This window comes from Marinovum sp. J2-8 (genome assembly GCF_055808435.1).
The window spans coordinates 1059373-1082209 of sequence record NZ_JBVVRZ010000001.1; the positions used below are offsets into that span (position 1 = coordinate 1059373).

Annotated in this window: 20 protein-coding genes and 1 pseudogene; 9 read left to right on the top strand and 12 right to left on the bottom strand. The window is 60.5% G+C overall.

Going from position 1 to position 22837, the window contains the following annotated elements:
• Window positions 1–287 precede the first annotated feature (287 nt).
• The 3 genes and pseudogenes from prpE to AC0L4F_RS05345 form a co-directional block, all read right to left on the bottom strand.
• Window positions 288–2176, bottom strand: a pseudogene (gene prpE, locus AC0L4F_RS05335) (propionate-CoA ligase PrpE).
• A 212-nt stretch (window positions 2177–2388) separates the two neighbouring features.
• On the bottom strand, window positions 2389–3942 hold the full coding sequence (locus tag AC0L4F_RS05340; protein ID WP_244686083.1) for a methyl-accepting chemotaxis protein: 1554 nt from the start codon (window positions 3940–3942) through the stop codon (window positions 2389–2391).
• Between the two features lie 72 nt (window positions 3943–4014).
• Window positions 4015–6309: an NADP-dependent malic enzyme gene (locus tag AC0L4F_RS05345; RefSeq protein ID WP_244686084.1), complete on the bottom strand. Its 2295-nt coding sequence runs from the start codon at window positions 6307–6309 to the stop codon at window positions 4015–4017.
• 252 nt (window positions 6310–6561) lie between these two features.
• Between AC0L4F_RS05345 and AC0L4F_RS05350 the strand changes: the two genes are divergently transcribed.
• From AC0L4F_RS05350 to AC0L4F_RS05375, 6 genes are all read left to right on the top strand, one after another.
• A complete protein-coding gene (locus AC0L4F_RS05350; protein ID WP_244686085.1) occupies window positions 6562–6963 on the top strand; it encodes a cytidine deaminase in 402 nt (133 codons plus the stop codon).
• On the top strand, window positions 6932–8266 hold the full coding sequence (locus AC0L4F_RS05355) for a thymidine phosphorylase (RefSeq protein ID WP_244686086.1): 1335 nt from the start codon (window positions 6932–6934) through the stop codon (window positions 8264–8266). Before AC0L4F_RS05350 ends, AC0L4F_RS05355 begins: the two co-directional genes overlap by 32 nt.
• Entirely contained in the window at window positions 8263–9483 is a 1221-nt protein-coding gene (locus AC0L4F_RS05360; protein ID WP_244686087.1) for a phosphopentomutase, read from the top strand. Before AC0L4F_RS05355 ends, AC0L4F_RS05360 begins: the two co-directional genes overlap by 4 nt.
• A complete protein-coding gene (locus AC0L4F_RS05365) occupies window positions 9480–10466 on the top strand; it encodes an adenosine deaminase (RefSeq protein ID WP_244686088.1) in 987 nt (328 codons plus the stop codon). The genes AC0L4F_RS05360 and AC0L4F_RS05365 overlap by 4 nt, the downstream gene beginning before the upstream one ends.
• The gene (gene upp, locus AC0L4F_RS05370; protein WP_244686089.1) at window positions 10463–11095 is read left to right on the top strand and encodes a uracil phosphoribosyltransferase; all 633 of its coding nucleotides are present in this window, start codon (window positions 10463–10465) and stop codon (window positions 11093–11095) included. The genes AC0L4F_RS05365 and upp overlap by 4 nt, the downstream gene beginning before the upstream one ends.
• Before the next feature lie 64 nt (window positions 11096–11159).
• A complete protein-coding gene (locus tag AC0L4F_RS05375) occupies window positions 11160–12446 on the top strand; it encodes an SPOR domain-containing protein (RefSeq protein ID WP_244686090.1) in 1287 nt (428 codons plus the stop codon).
• A 1-nt stretch (window position 12447) separates the two neighbouring features.
• Here AC0L4F_RS05375 and AC0L4F_RS05380 read toward each other — a convergent pair whose 3' ends face one another.
• The 4 genes from AC0L4F_RS05380 to AC0L4F_RS05395 all read right to left on the bottom strand — a co-directional run bounded on the left by AC0L4F_RS05380 (window position 12448) and on the right by AC0L4F_RS05395 (window position 15028).
• The gene (locus AC0L4F_RS05380) at window positions 12448–13473 is read right to left on the bottom strand and encodes a hypothetical protein (protein ID WP_244686091.1); all 1026 of its coding nucleotides are present in this window, start codon (window positions 13471–13473) and stop codon (window positions 12448–12450) included.
• Window positions 13474–13763: 290 nt separating this feature from the next.
• Entirely contained in the window at window positions 13764–14216 is a 453-nt protein-coding gene (locus AC0L4F_RS05385) for a MarR family winged helix-turn-helix transcriptional regulator (protein ID WP_244686092.1), read from the bottom strand.
• A 123-nt stretch (window positions 14217–14339) separates the two neighbouring features.
• Window positions 14340–14630: an FAD assembly factor SdhE gene (locus AC0L4F_RS05390; RefSeq protein WP_244686097.1), complete on the bottom strand. Its 291-nt coding sequence runs from the start codon at window positions 14628–14630 to the stop codon at window positions 14340–14342.
• Complete coding sequence (locus AC0L4F_RS05395; RefSeq protein WP_244686100.1) at window positions 14627–15028, bottom strand: helix-turn-helix domain-containing protein; 402 nt, start codon at window positions 15026–15028, stop codon at window positions 14627–14629. Before AC0L4F_RS05395 ends, AC0L4F_RS05390 begins: the two co-directional genes overlap by 4 nt.
• Before the next feature lie 91 nt (window positions 15029–15119).
• On the opposite strand from AC0L4F_RS05395, the gene AC0L4F_RS05400 reads away from it, so the two are divergent.
• Window positions 15120–16322 (top strand): pyridoxal phosphate-dependent aminotransferase, encoded by a 1203-nt coding sequence (locus AC0L4F_RS05400; RefSeq protein WP_244686102.1) that lies wholly within the window; start codon window positions 15120–15122, stop codon window positions 16320–16322.
• A 4-nt stretch (window positions 16323–16326) separates the two neighbouring features.
• Window positions 16327–16728, top strand: a complete 402-nt coding sequence (locus tag AC0L4F_RS05405; protein WP_244686104.1) for a hypothetical protein — start codon at window positions 16327–16329, stop codon at window positions 16726–16728.
• Window positions 16729–16883: 155 nt separating this feature from the next.
• Here the strand turns inward: AC0L4F_RS05405 and AC0L4F_RS05410 are convergent, their stop codons facing one another.
• On the bottom strand, window positions 16884–18263 hold the full coding sequence (locus AC0L4F_RS05410) for an MATE family efflux transporter (RefSeq protein WP_244686106.1): 1380 nt from the start codon (window positions 18261–18263) through the stop codon (window positions 16884–16886).
• A gap of 93 nt (window positions 18264–18356) precedes the next feature.
• Here AC0L4F_RS05410 and AC0L4F_RS05415 point away from each other — a divergent pair, with 93 nt between their 5' ends.
• A complete protein-coding gene (locus AC0L4F_RS05415; RefSeq protein WP_244686108.1) occupies window positions 18357–19004 on the top strand; it encodes a DUF2461 domain-containing protein in 648 nt (215 codons plus the stop codon).
• Window positions 19005–19026: 22 nt separating this feature from the next.
• Here AC0L4F_RS05415 and AC0L4F_RS05420 read toward each other — a convergent pair whose 3' ends face one another.
• The 4 genes from AC0L4F_RS05420 to AC0L4F_RS05435 form a co-directional block, all read right to left on the bottom strand.
• The gene (locus tag AC0L4F_RS05420; RefSeq protein WP_244686110.1) at window positions 19027–19728 is read right to left on the bottom strand and encodes a DUF1194 domain-containing protein; all 702 of its coding nucleotides are present in this window, start codon (window positions 19726–19728) and stop codon (window positions 19027–19029) included.
• Window positions 19729–19835: 107 nt separating this feature from the next.
• The gene (locus AC0L4F_RS05425; protein WP_244686112.1) at window positions 19836–20264 is read right to left on the bottom strand and encodes a VOC family protein; all 429 of its coding nucleotides are present in this window, start codon (window positions 20262–20264) and stop codon (window positions 19836–19838) included.
• Window positions 20265–20332: 68 nt separating this feature from the next.
• The gene (locus AC0L4F_RS05430) at window positions 20333–21781 is read right to left on the bottom strand and encodes a surface lipoprotein assembly modifier (RefSeq protein ID WP_244686115.1); all 1449 of its coding nucleotides are present in this window, start codon (window positions 21779–21781) and stop codon (window positions 20333–20335) included.
• A gap of 5 nt (window positions 21782–21786) precedes the next feature.
• Window positions 21787–22731: a hypothetical protein gene (locus AC0L4F_RS05435; protein WP_244686117.1), complete on the bottom strand. Its 945-nt coding sequence runs from the start codon at window positions 22729–22731 to the stop codon at window positions 21787–21789.
• Window positions 22732–22837 lie beyond the last annotated feature (106 nt).

Here is a 22837-nt window from a genome sequence, read left to right on the forward strand (position 1 = left end):
GCGGATTATTATGGCCGCACCGGACAGGACCCGACGACGGTTAGGTGAGTGAGTGACACCTGACTGTTGTCGGACCTGGCCAGTGACGAGGATTGCGTTTTTCGCTGTTCCTGTTTCCCTGTTGCTGGTCGCAACAAGATTTAAGAAGGATCAACCGCCCGGGGTCTTGCTCTGGGCGGTTTATTTTTGTCCTCTCCACTTTGTCTTCTCCACGGTTTCGGCCCGCGGTGGCGGCGAATGGCGCTTTGCGGCCCCCGGATGGGGATCACCGCAAAGCGCCGGTGTGCTTATTGGGCGTAGCCAATTGTTTTCAGCGCGCCGCTGATTTCGTCCAAAATGGCCGGATCGTCGATCGTTGCCGGCATTTTGAAGTCCTGGCTGTCGGCAATTTTCACCATGGTTGCGCGCAGGATCTTGCCGGATCGGGTCTTGGGCAGGCGATCCACGACAACCGCCAGTTTGAATGCCGCGACGGGGCCGATTTTTTCCCGCACCAATTTGACCACCTCTGCGATCACCTCGCCATGGTTGCGATCCACGCCGGCATTCAAACACAGGAAGCCGACCGGCAGTTGCCCTTTCAACGCATCGGTCACGCCGATCACCGCGCATTCGGCCACATCCGGGTGGCTGGCAAGCACCTCTTCCATGCCGCCAGTCGAAAGCCGGTGACCCGCGACATTGATCACGTCATCGGTGCGCGCCATGATGTACAGATAACCGTCTTCGTCGATCATGCCGGCATCACCGGTTTCATAATACCCCGGAAACGTTGTGAGATAGCTCTTGCGATAGCGATCCCCGGCATTCCAAAGCGTCGGCAGGGTGCCGGGGGGCAGGGGCAGTTTCACGGCAATTGCGCCCATGTCCCCGGCGGGCACCGGGTTGCCACCTTCGTCCAGGATCTGAACGTCAAACCCCGGCATCGCCACGGAGGGCGAGCCGATCTTGACCGGCAGTTCTTCGATCCCAAGTGGGTTGGCTGCAATCGGGAACCCGGTTTCGGTTTGCCACCAATGGTCAATCACCGGCACGTTCAGTTGTTCCTGCGCCCAAACGATTGTGTCGGGGTCGGCCCGTTCCCCGGCCAGATAGACCGCATTCAGACAGGACAGGTCGTAATTCTTGATCAACGTGCCCTGCGGGTCTTCGCGTTTGACGGCGCGAAATGCGGTCGGGGCGGTGAAGAAGCTTTTGACGTTATGTTCGGAAATCACACGCCAGAAGGTGCCGGCGTCTGGCGTGCCAACCGGTTTGCCCTCAAACACGATGGTGGTGTTGCCGTGGATCAAGGGGCCATAACAAATATAGCTGTGTCCGACGACCCAGCCGACATCCGACGCGGCCCAGAATACGTCGCCGGGATCGACGTTATAGACGTTTTTCATTGTCCAGTTCAGCGCCACCAGATGGCCGCCGGTGTGGCGCACGACGCCTTTGGGCGCGCCGGTGGTGCCAGAGGTGTAGAGCACATAGGCCGGGTGGTTGCCTTCGACCGGCAGACATTCCGCCGGTTCCACGCGGCCTGAAATCCGTGCCAATCGACGTCACGGTCGGCAACCAGCGTTGCAACCTCTTGTTCGCGTTGAAAGATCACGCAGAAATCCGGTTTGTGCGAGGCGAGTTCAATCGCGCCGTCGACCAGCGGTTTGTAATGCACCACCCGGCCGGGTTCCAAACCACAGGAGGCCGCGATGATGGCGCGCGGCTTGGCGTCGTCGATGCGCACGGCCAGTTCATTGGCCGCAAAGCCGCCAAAGACCACGGAATGGATCGCGCCAAGACGGGCGCAGGCCAGCATTGCCTCCATCGCCTCTGGCACCATTGGCATATAGATGATGACCCGGTCGCCCTTTTCCACGCCCTTGGCGCGCAGCGCGCCGGCAAGACGGGCCACCCGGTCCTGCAATTCGGCAAAGGTGATTTTGTAAATCGTTCCCGTGATCGGACTGTCATGGATGATCGCCACCCGATCGCCATTTCCGGCAACTACATGACGGTCGACGGCGTTCCAGCAGGCGTTGACCATGCCATCAGCGAACCATTCATACTGATGATCACCAAGATCACTCAACGCCTGGGTCGGTGGCCTGTCCCAGTCGATGGATTTGGCGGCCTCCATCCAGAATGTTTCAGGATCGGCCTTCCAGTTTTCGTAAACATCCTTGTATGCCATGATATCCTCCTCCTCCGAGATACCATCTCGATACGCAACCTGCGGCCATTCGGGCAAGCGGCATGGCACTTTCCGCGTCACATTATCGCAAAAAATTTGCATATTTGGGCGCGCGCCCTTGCAAATTTTTGCAAACCTGCGCCGATTAAACAGATTTTCGGGAAATCAGGCAGAGTTTGCAAAGTTTTCGCGCGCCATGGCCGGGGCGGGAATCATCGCGGGTTTCCGACCGCGCCATCACACATCATAGGCCAGACGAAGCCCCCCCAATGGCGGCCTTGGACCATGATCGGTGCCGAGACATCCTTCATCAACTTGAAAATGCCGCCGCCCATGTCGCGGCGATAGACCTGCAAAAGGAAGGGCGCCGTGTTTCGCCCGGCCTTCAGCCCGACCCGATCATCAAAGATCCGCCGGTTGCGGCAATTGGCGGTGTTCCACGCCACATCCTGTCTTTGTGGTTTGGAAAACATGCTGTTGTGGGTCGGAAGATAGCCATCCCGATTGACGGCGGCGCAGAAGATGACTTTGTCCGACAGGGCCAATGCGGCTTCTTGCACCTCCGGGAACAGCGCGTCGGTCAAACGGGTAAAGGGGGCCATGACCTGGGCCGGGTTGGAGCCCGCGATGGGGCGATAGTCCTGTGAAAACAGCCCCGCCAAAGAGATCCTGCCGGTGGTCACGGCCTCTTCCAGTGCGTCAGACAGGCGGGCGGCGTCCCGCATAACCTGTTGAATAAAAATGGAATCTTCGACATCCCCCCCCAGAGAGGCCGCACGCTGGACGATGTTTTCGGTATGATCGACAAGCGTATCAACCCGCACCATTGCGCCCTTCAGCCGCTTGGCGGTCTCTTGCACGCTGTCACTGACATGGGCAAAGGCGGGCATGAAACGTTCATTGGCGCGGTGCACCGCGTCCGCATCCGCCTGTATCCGTCTGGCGGTGGTCTGAACCTCTTGGATCTGGGTGGCAATCGCCGTCAGATTCTTATCCGTCTTGCGGCTTTCGTCGATCACCAGTTCCGCGTCCCCCTGAATCGCCCGCGATTGGACGGCCAATTCAGAGACCAGTTTGCCCAGCGATTGCACCCCGCCGCGAATATCCTCGTTGGTTTGGGTGGTGCGGTCGGAAAGATCGTTGATCATCTGGGCAATGACGGCGAAGCCGCGACCGGCCTCGCCCGCGCGGGACGCTTCGATACCGGCGTTCAGCGATAGGATATTCACTTGAAAAGCAATGTCTTCGATCATTTCGGTTTTCTGCCGCACCTCCCCCAGAGAGGTCATGACCGAAGTCACCTGATCAGAAACAGAGGCGACCCATTGCGCCAGATCGCGGGATTTTCCGGTGGCTCTGCGCACCGCTTCGGAAGAAACAGTGACAATTTCCCCGGCGTTTTCGGCGCTTGCTGAGACCGCATCAATGCCCGCGCGCACCGCGCTGTTGGCAGTGATCAACTGCTGCGACGTCTGCTGTGTCTGTGACAGGATTTCAAGCTGTGCGGTCGACCGGTCCCGCAGCGAGGTCAGAAAGGCCGCGACATCAACAACCTCGAACCCCAGCCGGGATGCGGCGCGGGCCAGCTCGGTCAAGCGATCGTCAACTTGTGCGGTCTCGACATCAAATACTGCCGCCGGGTCCACCGATGCCATATCCGGGACCGGGTCGGCCCCTTCGCCTTCGCGGCGGTCCATGTCCAGGTCGATCAGATCGTCTTCGTCATGTTTGCGCCAAGGCAGAATCTTGGCGACCAATTGTAGCATTTGGCGGTTCCCCGGGGTTTCAAACCGAAGTTGTGCCGCCAAATGGTGAAGATCGGGTAAGTTTCGCCGATCTCAGCCGTAATGTGCCACCGGCGTGCCGGCAATGGCCGCCATGTTCAGCAACCCGCGGGCGGTGATCCCCGGTGTGACCACATGCGCACGGTTGCCCATGCCCATGAGGATCGGCCCAACCTCCAGCCCGCCGGCCTTGAGCTTGAGGATATTGCGCACACCGGATGCGGCATCTGCATGGCCAAAGATCATCACATTGGCCGCGCCCTCCAATCGTCCGCCGGGCAAAAGCCGCTCGCGCAATTCCGGGTCCAATGCGGTGTCGACGTTCATTTCGCCTTCGTATTGGAAATCGGTGTCCATTTTGTCGAGCAGGGCGATCGCCTCGCGCAGACGTTTTCCGGACCCCTCCATCTGGTTGCCAAATTGCGATTGCGAACAAAAGGCGATGCGCGGTTCCACCCCGAAACGGCGGGCATGACGCGCCGCGCCAAGGGCTACTTTGGCCAGCTCCTCGGGCGAGGGCAGGGACCAAACGTGGGTATCCGCAAGGAACAGCGGCCCATCTTCCAGAATCATCATCGACAGGGCGCCGCGCGGGCGGTGCTGTTCGGTGCCCAGAACCTGGGTCACATAGTTCAGATGCCAGCGGAATTCGCCAATGGTGCCACAGATCATGCTGTCGGCTTCGCCGCGATGCACCATCACGGCGGCAATGGCGGTGCTGTTGGTGCGCATCACCGCGCGGGCCACATCCGGCGTCACGCCGCGCCGCGCCATCAATTCATGGTAGGTGCCCCAATAATCACGATAGCGCGGATCGTTTTCCGGGTTCACGATGTCGAAATCGGTGCCCGGGCGGATTTTCAGCCCGGCGCGTTCACAGCGGGTTTCGATCACTTCGGGGCGCCCGATCAGGATCGGCTTTTCGGTGGTTTCCTCAAGAATGGCCTGCGAGGCGCGCAAAACACGCTCGTCCTCGCCTTCGGCAAAGACGATCCGGCGGCTGGCGGTGGCGGCGGCATGGAACACCGGGCGCATCAGCAGGGCCGATTTGAACACGCTTGCGTTCAACTTGTTCTTGTAGGCCTCCATGTCGTCCAGCGGCCGGGTGGCGACGCCGGTTTCCATCGCGGCCTTGGCCACGGCGGATGACACAACGGCGGACAGGCGCGGATCAAACGGTTTCGGGATCAGGTAATCCGCCCCGAATGTCAGCTGCTCGCCCTTATAGGCGGCTGCGGCCTCGGCGCTGGTGGTGGCGCGGGCAAGGGCTGCGATGCCTTCGATACAGGCGATCTGCATCTCGTCATTGATCTCGGTCGCGCCGACATCCAATGCCCCCCGGAAAATGAACGGGAAACACAGCACGTTGTTGACCTGATTGGGAAAATCGCTGCGCCCCGTTGCGATGATCGCATCCGGTTTCACCTCGCGGGCGAGGTCGGGCATGATTTCCGGCGTCGGGTTGGCCAGCGCAAAGATGATCGGCGCATCGCACATCTTGGCGACCATCTCGGGCTTCAGCACACCAGGGCCGGAAAGCCCAAGGAACATATCAGCGCCTTCGATCACCTCATCCAGGGTCCGCTTGTCGGTCTTTTGCGCAAAGGCTGCCTTTTGCTCGGTCATCTCCTCGGTGCGGCCCTCATAGACCACACCCTTGATGTCACAGAGCCAGACGTTTTCGCGTTTCACCCCCAGTTTCAGCAACATGTTGAGACAGGCAATCCCCGCCGCGCCGCCGCCGGTGCTGACAATCTTGATGTCTTCGAACGTCTTGCCCGCCACATGCAGCGCATTGGTTGCCGCCGCACCAACCACAATCGCGGTGCCGTGCTGGTCGTCATGAAAAACCGGGATATTCATCCGCTCGCGGCAGATCTTTTCAACAATGAAACAATCCGGCGCTTTGATGTCTTCCAGATTGATTGCGCCAAACGTCGGCTCCAGCGCACAAACAATATCCGCCAGTTTTTCGGGGTTGGTTTCATCCACCTCGATATCAAAGCAATCGATATTGGCGAATTTCTTGAACAGGACGGCCTTGCCCTCCATCACCGGTTTCGACGCCAGCGCGCCGATGTTGCCAAGCCCCAGAACCGCCGTGCCGTTGGACACAACCGCCACCAGATTGCCGCGTGCGGTATAGCGCGCGGCATCTGCCGGGGTGTTCTTGATCTCGATACAGGCTTCGGCCACACCGGGTGAATAGGCGCGTGCCAGATCGCGGCCATTGGCCAGCGGCTTGGTTGCGCGCACCTCCAGTTTGCCGGGTTTGGGGAATTCGTGATACGACAGCGCTGCTTCGCGCAAAGACTCTTGCGCCGTGTCCTTGGCATTTCTATCGGTCATTTCTTCCCCCTGGCTGGTGATTTGTTTAATGCTAAACTAAATTGTGCCTGCGCATTAGTGGTCGCGCGCCGATAACAGTTTTAGCGGCGATATGTAAATCCAGCTTAGCGGTAACACGGGCGCATTGCAGAAAATTATCCTGCGCGGCATCGAATTGTGATGGGCGCGCGGCGGGTCCGGTGTCACGTCACACTTGCATCCTTTTGCCTGCGGCCCGATCATTGGTCAAACTAACCGAAACGAGGGACGGTGATGGATTTGTCTGAAACGGCCCGCGCGGTGCGGGAAAATGCCTATGCGCCCTATTCCGGGTTCAAGGTCGGCGCAGCGCTTTCTGCGGTGGATGGCCGGGTCTTTGGCGGCTGCAACGTTGAAAACATTGCATATCCCGAAGGCACCTGTGCCGAAGCGGGGGCAATTGCCGCGATGGTTGCGGCCGGTCAAACCCGGTTTGAGGCCGCTTATGTCATTGCCGACAGCCCGGTGCCGGTGACCCCATGTGGTGGATGCCGCCAAAAGCTCGCGGAATTTGCGGCGTCGCCGGACGTGGTTGTGACCATGGCAACCACCGGAGGGCGCGAAACCAGAATGACGATTGCCGATCTGTTGCCCGGTGCCTTTGATGCCACGCAAATGGCAAACGCCGAGACATGACAAATGCCCGCGCAATCATTGCCTGCGGCGGGGGGATCCGCCCACGGCGGCGGATCTGAGCTGGTTCGCCGAAGGCCTGGCCGATGGTCGGGTCAGTGATGCCCAGGCCGGTGCCTTTGCCATGGGGATTTGTCTGCGCGGGTTGGATGAACCTGGGCGGGTGGCGCTGACCCGCGCGATGCGCGACAGCGGCGCTGTGTTGTCCTGGGATCTGCCGGGGCCGGTGCTGGACAAACATTCCACCGGTGGTGTGGGCGATTGCGTGTCCTTGGTGCTTGCCCCCGCGCTGGCGGCTTGCGGGGCCTATGTGCCGATGATTTCGGGGCGGGGATTGGGCCATACCGGCGGCACGCTGGACAAGATGGAGAGCATTCCCGGCCTGTCCACCACATTGGACGAGACCGCGTTTCGGGCGGTGGTGCGCAGCGCGGGCTGTGCCATCGTGTCGGCCAGCGCCGATATCGCCCCGGCGGACAAGCGGCTCTATGCGGTCCGCGACGTGACGGCGACGGTCGAGAGCCTGGATTTGATCACCGCATCCATCCTGTCCAAGAAACTGGCGGCGGGGCTGGATGGTCTGGTTCTGGATGTCAAATGCGGCTCTGGCGCCTTCATGAAGTCGCGCGATGACGCGGGCGCGCTGGCCCGGGCGTTGGTGGCGACGGCGAATGCCGCGGGCTGTGCCACCCAGGCGTTGATCACCGATATGTCGCAACCGCTGGCCCCGGCGTTGGGCAATGCGTTGGAGGTGGATCATGTGCTTCAGGTGTTGAGCGGCGGCCTGCGCGGCCGTCTGTTTGACGCCAGCGTCGCTCTTGGCGGGGCGTTGCTTGCGTCCGGCGGATTGGCCGAGGATGTCGCAAGCGGCGAAGTCGCAATCACAGAGGCCATCACCACCGGACGCGCAGCAGAGTGTTTTGCCCAAATGGTGCAGGCGATGGGCGGGCCTGTGCATTTTGTCGAAAACTGGCAACGATTTTTGCCCGAAGCGCCCGTGATTCGCGAGATCCCGGCGCAAGAGGCCGGGATTGTCACCGCGATTAACGGCGAGGCTTTGGGCCTGGCGGTGGTGCAACTGGGGGGCGGGCGCTTGGTCGAGAGTGATTTGATCGATCCCAGTGTCGGCTTGTCGGATGTGGTGCAGCTGGGGGATCGCGTGGTGCGCGGCCAGCCCCTTGCACGGGTCCATGCCGCGCGGGAAAGCCAGGCAGATCAGGCGGTTGATGCTGTGCGTGCCGCCATATCAATTGGCGAGGAAATGCCGGAGCTGCCCGCGCTTGTTTTGGAAAGGATCACCGGATGACACGGGCATTTTTGGTGGTGATGGATTCGGTTGGCATTGGCGGTGCACCGGATGCCGACCAATTCTTTAACGGGGATGTGCCGGACAGCGGGGCCAATACGCTGGCCCATATTGCCCAGGCTTGTGCCAATGGTCTTGCCGAGGAAGGCCGAACCGGGGCGCTGCATCTGCCCAATCTTGATGGTCTTGGGCTTGGCGCGGCGTGTCGGCTGGCGTCGGGGGCGGATGTACCTGGTTTGGGGGCGGCGCCGACAGGCATGTGGGGCGCGGCCACGGAACAATCGCGGGGCAAAGACACCCCATCGGGGCATTGGGAACTGGCGGGTTTGCCGGTGCCGTGGGATTGGCATGTCTTCCCGGATACCAACCCGGCCTTTCCCAAGGATCTGACTGATCTGGCGGCCAAACTTGCCGGAACAGATGGTGTCTTGGGCAATTGCCATGCCTCTGGCACGGACATTCTGGCGGCTCTTGGGGCGGAGCATATTCGAACAGGAAAGCCAATTTGTTACACGTCGGCGGACAGCGTGTTTCAAATCGCAGCGCATGAACAGCATTTTGGCCTGGAGCGGTTGTTGAAGCTTTGCGCCGATTTGGCGCCACATTTACATGACATGCGCGTGGGGCGGGTGATTGCCCGACCCTTTGTCGGGGAAAATGCGGACTTTCACCGTACCGGGAACCGGCGGGACTTCGCGGTCACGCCACCCGGCAAAATCCTGACAAATTGGGTGCAGGACGCGGGGCGCCCGGTGCATGGCATTGGCAAGATCGGCGATATTTTCTCGATGCAGGGCATCGACACGGTGACCAAGGGCAGCGACGCCGAATTGATGACCGATTTGGTAAATCAGGTAGAGACCGCGCCAGACGGCGGGCTGGTCTTTGCAAATTTCGTCGAATTCGACAGTCTTTATGGCCATCGCCGGGATGTGTCGGGGTATGCCCGCGCGCTTGAATGGTTCGACCGGGAAATCGGGGCTGTTCTGGATCAATTGCGACCGGGGGATCTGATGATCCTGACGGCGGATCACGGCAATGATTCGACATGGGTCGGCACCGATCACACCCGCGAAAGGGTGCCGGTTTTGGCGGCTGGCCCGAGGCAGTTTCAGCAGCAATCGGCGCTGGGTCTGGTCGAATTCACCTCAATATCGGCTGCAATATGCGAACATCTTAATGTGGGTTACCCACAAGAATTGCGGAGTTTTCTTTGATATATCGAACATTTCCAAAGGTTGAACTGCATTTGCACCTGGAGGGCGCTGCGCCGCCAAAGTTCATTGCCGGGTTGGCTGTGGAAAAGTCTGTGGATATATCCGGCGTCTTTGACGAACGGGGCAATTATGTCTTTCGCGATTTCGTGCATTTCCTGTCGGTCTATGAGGCCGCAACGCAGGTGCTGCAAAGCCCGGAAGACTTTCGCCGCCTGACCCTTGCGGTACTGGAAGAAAGCGCCGCAAACGGTGTTGTGTACAGTGAATCTTTCCTTTCACCTGACTTCTGCGGCGGGGGCGATCTGGGCGCGTGGCGCGAATATTTGCATGCGATCCGCGATGCCGCAGATCAGGCCGAGCGCGATTTTGGCATCACCCTTCGCGGGATTGTCACCTGTGTCCGGCATTTCGGCCCGGAACAGGCCAAGGCCACGGCGCGATGTGCGGCGGAAACTGCGGATGAATGGCTCTGTGGGTTTGGCATGGGCGGCGATGAAAATATCGGCCAGCAAAAGGATTATGCCTATGCTTTTGACATGGCGCGCGAAGCGGGGTTGCGGCTGACCACCCATGCGGGCGAATGGCGCGGGCCAGAGGAGGTGCGCAATGCGGTGCGGGACCTGAAGGTCGAAAGGATCGGCCATGGCGTGCGTGTGATCGAGGATCTTTCGCTGGTCGAAGAACTGGCCGAAAAATCGGTGGTGCTGGAGGTCTGTCCCGGATCGAACGTGGCGCTGGGCGTTTACCCGAACATCGCCGCGCACCCGATTGAAAAACTTCGCGAAAGAGGGGTAAAGGTTACGGTCTCTACCGACGACCCGCCGTTTTTCCACACCACGATGACCCGTGAATACGAGGCGCTCGCCAAAACATTCAAATGGGACGAAAACGATTTTGACAGCCTGAACCAGACGGCTATTGATGCCGCGTTCTGCGATCAGACCACCCGTGACGCCATTAAACAGAAGCTGGACCGAACATGACAGACCATTTGACCGTTGTTGATCACCCCCTGGTGCAACACAAACTGAGCCTGATGCGCGACAAAGAGACCTCGACCGCGGGGTTCCGGCGGCTGCTGCGCGAAATCAGCCAGCTTCTGGCCTATGAAATCACCCGCAGCCTGCCGATGACGACCCAGCGTATCGAAACCCCGATGGAACCGATGGATGCGCCGGTTCTGGATGGCAAGAAGCTGGCGTTGATCTCTATTCTGCGGGCTGGCAACGGGCTGTTGGATGGTGTGCTGGAGCTGATTCCATCGGCGCGGGTCGGCTTTGTCGGACTGTATCGTGACGAGGAAACGCTGGAGCCGGTGCAATATTACTTCAAGGTACCGGATGGCCTGGATGATCGGCTGGTGATTGCGGTTGATCCGATGCTGGCCACCGGCAATTCATCGGCTGCGGCCATTGATCTTTTGAAAGAGGCGGGGGCCACCAACATCCGGTTCCTGTGTCTGCTTGCGTCGCCCGAAGGTGTCGCGCGGATGAAAGAGACCCACCCCGATGTTCCGATTGTCACGGCCTCGCTGGATAGCCACCTGAATGAAAAGGGATATATCGTTCCGGGGCTCGGAGACGCCGGAGATCGCATGTTCGGCACCAAATAACCTGACACGGCTTTACTAAGGCACAACCATTTGCGATGCTGCCCTAAACCTGTGGGGACTGGTTATGAAAAAACTGAATGGTTTTGCGGCGTTTGCGGCTGCAATGGGAATGTCATTTGTCACGTCGGCGGTGTCGGCACAGATCCGGGATGATTTGGCGGCACCGGCAGAGGTGCCGTCGGATTCTTACAGCGGGCGACAATATGTCGACAGCCGGGGCTGTATTTATATCCGCGCCGGAATCGACGGTTCGGTCACGTGGGTGCCGCGTGTCGATCGCAACCGCAAGGTGATCTGTGGTCAGCAGGCCGCGGGTGGCGGCAGCCGGGTTGCCGAAGCACCAAAGAAACAGCCAGAACCGGTCAATATCGTGCCCGAGGCACCGGCGGCAACACCGGTGGCTGCACCTGCACCGCGCCGGGTTGTCCGCGAAGCGGCGGTTGCGCCCGCACCCGTGGCCAAACCGCGTCCAGTGACCGTGCGTCGTGCGCCGCCAACCGTTGTACCCGCCACGCGCGTTGTGGTGCGCCCACCGGCACCTGCCGCACCGGTTGTTGTGCGCCGCGCCGGGGTCCTGCCGCCCAATACCGTGCGTCGGTATGATGTGTCCTGTTCCACGACGCGGACAACCAATTGTGGCAAGGTGTCCGGCCCGGTTGTGGTCGTGAACAAGGATCGCCGCGTGGTGCAAACAACAAGCGACGGCGTGCGTGTTTATGCCGGCAGCAGCGGCACAGGATATGTCACCGGAAAATCGGTGGTCGCGCCGAAGGCGGCCTTTGAACGTGGCGCGTCGCATCGGGTGCCGATCCCAAAAGGCTATCAGCCGGCCTTCAAGGATGGGCGTCTGAGCACCACGCGGGCGCATCAGACCCTGGATGGGCGTCGCAAGATGCTGTTGATCTGGACCAATACGGTGCCGCGCCGGTTGATTGACAAATACACCGGCGACGAAGTCAGCGTCTATTTCCCGAAACTGCAATACCCTTATACCTCGATGCGCCAACAGCAGGCGGCGGGCATCGTGTCATCGCGCGGCGAAATTCCCAAGGCGGCCCCGCAAAAGGTCCGCAAGGCCGCACCTGCGCCTGCGCGGGCACCGGTCCCACATCAGGCGGCCAGCCATCGTTATATCGAGGTTGGCAGCTTCTCCAGCCAGCAAAAGGCCCAGGCGGCGATCCGGAATTTGCAATCCTCCGGGCTGCCGGTGCGGATCAATGAATTCACCCGGTCAGGCACACACTACCGGATGGTTCTGGTTGGGCCGTTCCAGCGGCAGGACCGTTTGCGCGCGGCTTTGGATGTGGTGCGCAACCGGATCGGCTATCGCAGCGCGTCCTTGCGCAACTAACCTATTGTTCGCAAATCACTTGCAGGCGGAGCCAGTCGTTGTCTGACATGACCGGCTCCGCCTGTTTGCCGTTCATTGGGTCGGCTTCGATCAATCGCAACGTGGATTCGCCGGTCGCATCGCGGGCATAGGCATAGGGCGTCGAGCCCAGTTGCGCCGCGGCAAAACCCGCCAGCAGGTCATCTGTCGCCACCGGTGCGGGCTGGGTGATCATCAAGGATTCTGCATAGGTGTCCAGCGCATCGTCGGGCAATTGGCCCGTGGTCAGAAGCTGCGCGGTGGCGAACATGCCAGCCTGGCGCAAAAGGGCCTCCAACGGATCGGCCTGCGCCGCGCGCAGATTTTCCGCCAGCACATAACCGGCGGCGGCCTCGGGGTCTTCGTGATCTTCCAGCACCGATCTGTTCAACAGGATGAAGCCGCCCGGTAAATGGGCGGTGTCGCGGTTGGCGGTGCGCAGGACAATCAAATCGCTGGCCCGCTCGGGCCCCAGAATCCGGCGGCCCAACATGCGCAGCGACGGTGCGGATGCCTCGGCCCGGCAGGGCGGGCCGGTCACCCGGCTGAGCGTGTCCAGCAAGGTCAGACCAATTGCATCGCGTTTCACCGCCGGGACCACCCGCATCGTGTGCGACAGCAGCGCCTCGGGCAGCCAGAACAGCGCGCCCGCAAGAAAGGTGGTGATCGCCGTCGCCCCCAAAACCCAGCGCAGACGACCTTCGCGCGGACGACGGCGGTCGATTTCACGGCGCAGGCGTTCAATGGCGTCGATCATTTCGCGCGCGTCTTCGTCCAGCTCCAGCTCTTCTCCGGGGTCGCCGTCGGGGTGGTAACGGGCCGGGATCTGGCCGGGGTTGGCGCGTTCAATCGCGGTCAGCGACCAATGGGTCAGGGCCTGGTCGTTGGTATCGGACAGGATGAGCGTCGCTTTGCCCAAGGATACGACGACATCGCGCCGCTGTACTCCTGGCGCTGCGCGCCAGAGACCGCCTGCCTCCAACCGCTGAAATTGCGTCAACGCTGTCATCTATTGGGCCTGCTCCGCCTCTGTTTGCAGCAATCTTACATGACGGGGGCGGTCGCGTCCATCGGGCCTGACCCCGCGTCGGCTGCACGCCTGTTGCCGGGGCCAAGCATATCAGGCAAATCAATGCCGGAAAATCCCGCTTGCGCCGATTTTCCCGGTCGTAACATCGACCCGCTTAACATGGCCCGGCGTAACGTGGCCCGGCGTAGCGTGGTCCGGCGTAACATGGCGCTACGCGACCTGGACCGGGGCGTGACATGGCGGGGCGCAAAGGCAAGCGCCGATATCTGTCAATAGATATATCGGATCTGGTCGGTCCAGTACCGTTCGACCCGCCGCAGGGACACGGTAATGTCGTCGATTCCCTCAGGCCCCAACACACCACGGGATTCCAGCCCCTCGGCATGGCGAGAGAACAATTGTGCCACCACATCGCGGATTTCACGTCCCTTGGGGGTCAGTTTGACCCGTACGGATCGACGGTCGATTTCACAGCGCTGATGGTGCATATACCCGGCTTCGACCAGCTTTTTCAGGTTATAGCTGACGTTGCTGCCCTGGTAATATCCGCGGCTTTTCAATTCGCCTGCTGTGACCTCGTTCTCGCCGATGTTGAACAGCAACAGCGCCTGTACCGCATTGATTTCCAACACGCCGACACGTTCGAATTCATCTTTGATCACGTCCAACAGCAATCTGTGCAGGCGTTCCACCAGAGCAAGCGCCTCCAGATAGTTGGCCATAAAGCCCGCATTGCCAGCGGGCGGGGGGAATGGATGCTCATTCGGGACCGCCTTTATCTCTATTGGCGGAAGTTGCGGCAAAAAACCGAAAAAAGCGTTAAAAACCGTTTGGATTTTCCGGGCCTATCCCCGTAGCCCCACGCCACCGGTCGCCAAAAGCGCCACAGATCGGATGTCGGCCACCATTGTTTGAAGAGTTTCAGGGGCTTCTGCCTGGCCCGAGACCCATTGATAGAGGTCTTGATCGTTTTCGTTCAAAAGAGATTCATATTGCGCCAATGTCGTCGGGTCCATCGTGGTCAGACGTGCCTCGCAATAGGCCACAAGGATCAGGTCCATTTCCTTGATCCCGCGCCGCATCGACCGCATGCGCGCCCGTTTCAACCGGGCTTCATTGTCCGAAACATCCGTCATGTGCCTGCCTCCGCCAGTTTCTGGCGCAGCTTCTTTTCCAGCCGCCGGCCCAGTTTTTCCGCATTGGCCATCATGGTGGCCTTCATTTCGCGGATTTCGATCAGCACATCGTTGACGTCCGGGGTCATGCCGTCGTCATCATAAGGATGCGCCACGCCTTCGCCTTCGCCGTTCAACAGCCACATGAACGTCACGTTCAAAATGCCGGCGATCATCGACAACCGGTTGGCGCGCGGTTCCAGCAGGTCATCTTCCCACTTTTTCAAGGTGCTGAGCTTGATTCCCAGCCGTTTGGCCAAATCTGCCTGGCTCATTCCGGCCTGCTCGCGTGCGGCTGCCAGGCGATCGCCAAATGTCGCGGCCTCGGGGCCGTACCAATCCACCGCTTTGTCGTGCATTGTTCTACTCCTTTGGGCCGATCCTGCTTGATTGGCCCTCGGGCGCAATCTAAGACAAACCATGCAGAGTTTAAACCACAGGCCCGACCCCATGTCCTTGCTTTCCGACACATTGAACCGTGTCAAACCGTCGCCCACCATCGCCGTCACCACCAAAGCTGCTGAGCTGAAGGCCGCGGGGCAGGATGTGATTGGTCTCGGTGCGGGTGAGCCGGATTTTGACACGCCTGAGAATATCAAACAGGCCGGGATCGCGGCGATCTCTGCGGGCAAGACAAAGTATACCGCACCGGATGGAATTCCGGAGTTGAAACAGGCGATCTGCGCCAAGTTTCAGCGGGAAAACGGCCTGAGCTATGCGCCGGATCAGGTCAGTGTGGCCTCTGGTGGCAAGCAGATCCTGTACAATGCGTTGATGGCGACGCTGAACCCCGGTGACGAGGTGGTGATCCCTGCGCCCTATTGGGTCAGCTACCCGGATATGGTGCTGTTGGCGGGGGGCACGCCGGTTGCGGTCGAGGCCACGCTGGAAAACGGTTTCAAACTGACCGCTGATCAGCTTGAGGCCGCGATCACGCCCAAGACAAAATGGCTGATTTTCAATTCCCCCTCCAACCCGTCGGGGGCCGGTTATTCGCGGGACGAGTTGAAGCCGCTGACCGATGTGTTGATGCGCCATCCGCATGTCTATGTGATGACCGACGACATGTATGAACATCTTGCCTATGATGATTTCGAATTCTGCACCCCGGCAGAGGTCGAGCCGGGGCTTTATGAACGGACATTGACCTGTAATGGCGTGTCCAAGGCCTATGCGATGACCGGCTGGCGGATTGGCTATGCGGCGGGACCAAAACCGTTGATTGCCGCCATGCGCAAGATTCAGTCGCAATCGACCTCGAACCCCTGTTCGATTTCGCAATGGGCGGCGGTCGAGGCATTGAATGGACCGCAGGAATTTCTGGCCGATAATGTCAAATTGTTCACCCGCCGTCGCGATTTGGTGGTGCGCATGCTGAGCGAGATCGACGGCATTACCTGTCCGGTGCCGGAAGGGGCGTTTTACGTCTATCCTTCGATTGCCGGGCTTATTGGCAAGACGACGAAATCCGGCGTGCAGATCACCGACGATGAAACCTTTGCCACGGCGCTGCTGGAGGATACCGGGGTTGCGGTGGTCTTTGGGGCGGCGTTTGGGTTGAGCCCGAATTTTCGCGTCAGCTATGCGACGTCGGATGCACAATTGACCGAAGCCTGTCGCCGCATTCAGGATTTCTGTCGTGACCTGAGGTAACTTTATGAGTGATGATTTGCCGGACTATTATTTCCGGGTGCGCGAAAATGGGGCGTTGGTGTTCCGGCTCGAATCCGGCAATCGCCAGCGCCGGATCGAGATGGATCAAATCGCGGTCATCAATATCCGCAATGGCGAGGTCAAGCCGCATGGCGGGCGCGACCTGAGCGATGCGGATAAATCCGAGATTGACCGCTGGATGAAGGCACGCCGCGCCACCCTTGCGGCACGCGATATCGACGACATTCTGCGCACGGTGGATCACATGAACCTGACCACCCAATGGGCGCATTCCAAGGCGACAGCCGAAGAGTTGGACGAAGTGACGGATGCCTTGCTTCTGGCGATGCATGATCTGCGCACGGTATTGGTGCGCAAGAAGGCGGATCGTTTGTTGAAGGACTAGCGCGCGTGCGTCTTGTTCGGGTCTGTTGTTGCTGGCACCTGTGCGGCCCCCGGCAGGGTGTCGCCCGGTGATCGGGACGATTGGGGGACGCTGTCCCCCTTGCCCCCCTGGGATATTTTTGAACAGAAGAAGGCCCGAAGACTGCGTTTCGCCCTTTAGCTATTATGCGCAACGCCATCGGTTGGTGCGGCGATGCGGTCAGCGCGGCGCCAGAACCGGGTCATCATCATGACACCGGCGGCGGCAAGCCCGGCGACAAGACCGGCCCAGACCCCAGGTCCGCCAAAGCCAAAGGTGAAGCCAAGAAGAAAGGCGGCGCTGAGCCCGAGGCCCCAATAGCTTATGGCGGCCATGATCATCGGTACGGTTGTGTCCTGAATCCCGCGCAACAGCCCCAGCGCCAGCACCTGGGCACCGTCGGTCAATTGGAACAGCGCCGCCATGATCAACAGGTTGGTGCCGATATGCAGGATGGCGTCCCGGTCGGGGTCATCAGCGGACAGAAACAGGCTGATCAAAGGCTCTGGCAATGTCAGGAAGACCGTGATCGAGATGGCCGCCGTAATCGCAGAGAGCACAATGACGCTGATCGCGCCGCGTTTCAGCCCGCGTGCGTCGCGGCGACCGAATGCAGCACCGGCCCGCACGGTGGCGGCATTTGACAGGCCGAGGTGGATCATGAAGGCCGCCGTCGCCAATTGCAGGGCAATGCCATGCGCCGCCAGCGGCACCGTGCCCAGCCATCCCATCATGATGGATGAGGCCGCGAACAGGCCGACCTCTGCCAGGTTGGTCAGACCGATCGGCACCCCAAGGCGCAGCACACGGCCCATGGCCGCGAAATCGGGGCGCCAGATGCGGTGAAACAATTCATGCTCGGGCAGAGCGATGCGGGCATAGAGGATCACCCCGATCAGCGAAATGACCTGCACCAGCATCGACGCCCATGCCGCCCCGGCGACGCCCATCTCTGGTGCGCCCCAATTGCCGAATATCAGCATGTAATTGGCCACGACATTGACACAGGCCGCAAGGATCGTGATCCAGAACACCACGCCGGTGCGTTCCAGCGCGGCGAGGTAGCTTTTGATCACCATGACCAACAGCGCGGGCAGGATCGCGACACCGGTAATCCGCAGATATGTCTGGGCCTCGGCCGCCAGATCCGGGGCCTGTCCCAATGTCTCGAGCAGGGGGGCGGAAAACCAGAACAGCGGCAATGAGACCAGGCCATAGATGACCGAGAGCCAAAGCCCCATGCGCGTCACACGGCGCAATCCGGTGTCATCCCCGCTGGCCACAGCCGAGGCGACAAGCGGCATCACCGCCCAGGCAAATCCCGACCCCATGAGGAAGATGACAAAGAACATCGTTGTGCCAAGCACCAGAGCCGCCAGCGAGGCCACCCCGTACCAGCCCATCATCACCGTATCGGTCAGACCGATCAGGAACTGCGCCAAATGCCCGCCGATCAGGGGCAGGCCAATGCGGGCGATGGCACGCATGTGCTGGGAATGAGAGAGTGTTTCGGACATGGTTCCGCTCTAGCAGTTTTGCGCCGCGCGGCAAGTCCGAACCATGCTGGAATCGCCGCGTGGCGCGATTATACTGGGTTTTGGAGGTGCGTCATGGCCGATGGGTTTGAGAGTTTTGTGAAGGACAGCCAACAGTTTTTGACCGAATTGGCGGGCCACAACACGCGCGATTGGTTTGTCGGGCAAAAGCCGCGTTACGACCGCGAATTGAAGGTGCCTGCGGGGCATTTGCTGACGGCGCTGGAGGGGCGCTTGACCGCGCTGTCGGGCGGTACCGTCAAGGGCAAGCTGTTCCGGCCGCAACGTGACCTGCGGTTTTCCAAGGACAAAACACCCTATCACACTCACCTGCATCTGGCGTGGATGCCGCCGGCCGGTCACGCTCCGGCGGCGGGGTGGTTCTTTGGCATATCGCCGGATTACGTCAGTGCCGGGGCCGGCATCATGGCGTTTTCCGGGGATCAGATCACGGCCTATCGCGATGCGGTGGCGGGGCGCGCCGGGGCAGAGCTGGCCGGGATTTTGGCCACAGGCGGATTTCGGTTGGATGCGCCGGAATTGAAACGGTTGCCGTCGGGCTTTGCCAAGGATCATGCGCGGGCTGATTTGCTGCGGCGTAAATCGCTTACGGTGTGGCGGGACGGGATAGAGGGGCGGCTTCGCGGCGATCTGCCAACCGCGCTGGAACAGGTGTTCCGGGAGATGCACCCCGTCGCCGCGTGGCTGCGTCAGAACACCTAGCGGACCGGCCCGGGGCGGCCAATCAAGGGTGGCGTTGTGGCAGTGATCCGATCACCAGGGCACGGGTTTCGCGGTACAGCTTGCGGATCATCGCGGCCTGAAACTCTTCGTAACCGGAGGCACGTTCGAGAAAGGCCAGCGGCCCATGCAGGACCTCTTGTTGGTAATAGGGGACAACACGGGGGTCGTCGCCGGTGACGGTCAAGCCATTTACGGTCACCCCGGCAAAGGCAGGTTGACGATAGACCATTTGCGGGCGCGGACCCTGATTGGTGATGCCATCCCCCGACACATCGACCACCTGGCGCGCACAGATCGGCGCGCGTTGCAAAAGCCGGGCGGTAAAGTTCAAGGCATCGCCAATGGCCGTAGGCTCACCCGTAAAAGAGCGGGGCAGGGTCAGCATCCGGTCGGCCACCGCCGCCAGATCAGCCCGGTTGGTGAGCAGGGTCCAGTCCTGGAGGATGTTTTGCTGGTGACGGCCGCTCCATTCGAAAATGGTCAAGGCGACCGGCCCTCCGCCGTCCAGCATCGCATGGGCCACATCCGGATCGGTCAGGGCGGCGGCCAGCCCACGGCGTTGCAAGCTATGTTCGCTTGCATCCACCGAAGAAGAGACATCCACCGCAAGCACCAGAGCAAGACGACAATCCTGTTCCGATGCCGCGGCGGTCCCGGCCAGGGCCAGCCATAGTGGCAGCCACCGGGGCAGCCGCCAGGGCAACCACAGCGCCGGGGCGCGCCTTGGTGCCAGGCACCGAAGTGCCCGGACCAACATTGCCAATGACCAGTGTCGTGCCGGTGGCCAGTGTGTTGCCGGTGGTCTGTTCCTTACCAATGACCGGTGTTTTCCATGCTGGCCCAGGGTTCCTGCGGTGGCAGGCTGTCACCTTCTTGCAGCAATTCGATCGACACATTGTCGGGCGAACGGACAAAGGCCATATGGCCATCGCGCGGCGGGCGATTGATGGTCACACCTGCATCCATAAGCGTCTGGCACAGCTCATAGATATTGTCGCAACGATAGGCGAGATGCCCGAAGTGGCGGCCATCGCTGGGCAGGCCGTCGTCGCCATCCCAATTGTATGTCAGTTCAACGGGGCATTCCTCTTGTCCCGGTGCCGCCATGAAAATCAACGAAAACCGGGCGTTTTCATTGTCGATGCGACGGGTTTCCTGCAAGCCCAGCAATTCGTAGAACGCCATGGATTTTTCCAGATCCTTGACCCGGACCATTGTGTGCAAATACCGCAGTGCCATATTGGCCTCCTCTATGTGTATGAGGCGGACACTAGGGGGCGGGGCAGGGATGTCCAGATGTGATCCGCCTAGAAACTGGAACGAATGCCGATGGACAACGACAGCTCGTCGGTCTCGAACCGGCTGACATTGGATTGGGTTTTTTCCGACGCCAATGTGACCACCGGGGTGAACCCCATATAGGTCATTTGATCGACCTTCAGGTTGATCCGGGCGGTTTGTCGGGTGTCATTGCGCCCGCCTTCCACCGGGAAGGACAGGATGCTGTAATCGGGGTAATGGGTTTCACTGATCCCGGCGGATACCGACAAAGAGACCGGGCCAATTGGTTTGGCGCGCCGATAAGAGACTTCGACACCACGCGCCAGAGATCGCGATTGCGGGTTCTTGGATTGTGCGGTCGTTTGCGACAGGGACAACGCCAGATGATCGCCATTGCCAAGCGCATGGCCCAGCGTCAGCTTGCCGCCAAAGGTTTCGACATCGGGCAGATCCTGGGCATCCTCGAAGCGGCGTTGGTAATAGCCGTTCACGGACAGGCTGGTGGTGGCGGACAGCCCGACATGATAGCCGATCCTGGCGCCGCCGACGTTATAGGACCGTTCCCCGCCGTTCCAGGCCTGACCAAGGGTTGCGCCAAGGCTGATCGTGCCGGATTTCTGCGGAAGATTGTGAAAATGCAGCAGGCCAACCTCGCCGTAGGTCGAGCCAAAGTCGCTGTTTTCGGCATCGGGGGCGTCGTCGCGCGCCTCGCGGCTGAGCCAGACACGTTTGATCTGGCCCCCCGCCGTCAGCCGGGTTTGCGTGGTTGTCGTTTCGTGCAAACGATAGCTCAGCTGGCCGCCAAACGTGCCCACCAAACCAGACAGGGCCAGCGATGACGGCGGCAGGATGCCAACCACCGGTAGGCCGTCCACCACGTTGAACCGATCGGCGGCGCCGTTGTTCACATTGGAAGAGGGCGAAAGCGACCCCGACAGTTGAAAGTTCAGCCGCGCCCGGTTGCGCACCGTGCGAAATTCCTGCGCCGATCTTTGGCGGGTGACTTCGTCAGGGGCGCTTTGATGCGCACGCCGCATCCAGACCTGGGCGGGCAGAAACCGGTCCTGGCGGGCGTTGGCAAGGGCCGCAACGCGCGCCGCTTCGTGTTTCTGTCGCGGGGTGCCGGCGGTTTGATACGCCTTGCGCGCCGCCAATCGGGCCTGATCGGGATTTCCGCCGCGCAACAGGACGGTGGCCATGGCCATGTGACCAAAGCTGTCTTCCGGGTCGGCCTCAAGTATCGCAAGCGCAAGGTGAAGCGCCTGATCCAGCTGGTTCCGTTCAATGGCGTGAACCGTGCGAAACTGGAGCTGTGTTTCGGTCAATTGCATCGTTGGCGCAGAAGGCCCCGACGCAGGTGCGTCAGCGGCGCGCGAACCGGCCGCCAATGTACCAGTCGCCAGCTTGCCAGTTTCCGGCCAGGCCGGAACACTGGCAAACAGACAGCCGACCAACGTGATGCACAGCCGTTTCATGGCGGTCAGTTTGGTGCAACCTGGTCACAGACCCCGGAATCGCCATCCATGCCACATTGGGTCAGGACAAAAACACCCACCTCCTGGCCATCATAAAGCGTGACAGCACCAGCGACATAGGGGGCGCCGTCACCGACAAAAATGCCCTCATAGCTGCCAACTGTGTTGGTGTCTTCAACGGCTTCGCCGCCAAAGGCCCCATTCGCCCCGATGGTGCTGACGTGCAGGTCGATGTCTTCCATGTCGATGGTTTTGCCATTGGCCGGATTGATCAGTTCACGATCATAAATCGTCCCACCCACAGCGTTGTCAGAGAAGTTGGCGTTGATGAACACCGTGCCGGACACGCGATAGGGCTCTCCGGGGAGCAGGGCCGGATCGGTGCCGTTATCCGGTGCAATCAAGCCCGCGCCGTCGGTCGAGGACAATCCAGGCCCGGACAGGCCGCCATAAGCCCCGGCATAAGACACCTGACCTTCGCCGGGACCGGGCCCGATCGCAGGGGCGGAAAAGACACCGTTGCCTTGATAAAATGTGCCGGTGGAAAATTGGCCGAACTGGCCCCCGTCGCTGACCGCGGTGGCAAAAGCCGATTGGTCGGCACTTTGTGCTGACATTGCGACAAACATCCGGTCAAGCGCGTCTTCCTGTGCCGAATAGGCCATGAACCCGGGCACGTCCAGATCCTCGTTCCGGGTGAATTCATTGGCAAGAGGCGTCCCGTCCAGCGCATAGACTTGGACCGAAATCGTGTCGCCGCCCGGTGCGGTTGCAGATGTGACGTTGTTGGAACTGGCGTCGACTACGGACACCAGTTCGCTGTCACGTGTCGCCGGTGTTGCGGCCTCGCCCTCTTCTGGATCATCCTGATAGGGATTGTCCTTGCCGGTGGTGCCTGTGCACGCCGCAAGGGATGCCGCTGCGATGAGCGGAAGAAAATAACGTTTCATGAAACTGCCCCGGTTCTTGCCCGATTATTTTGTCCACAAGCTCTGATTTGAACTGGAAAAAGTCAATGATAAAAGCGGCATGACAGAGAAACCTCATGTAGTGCGG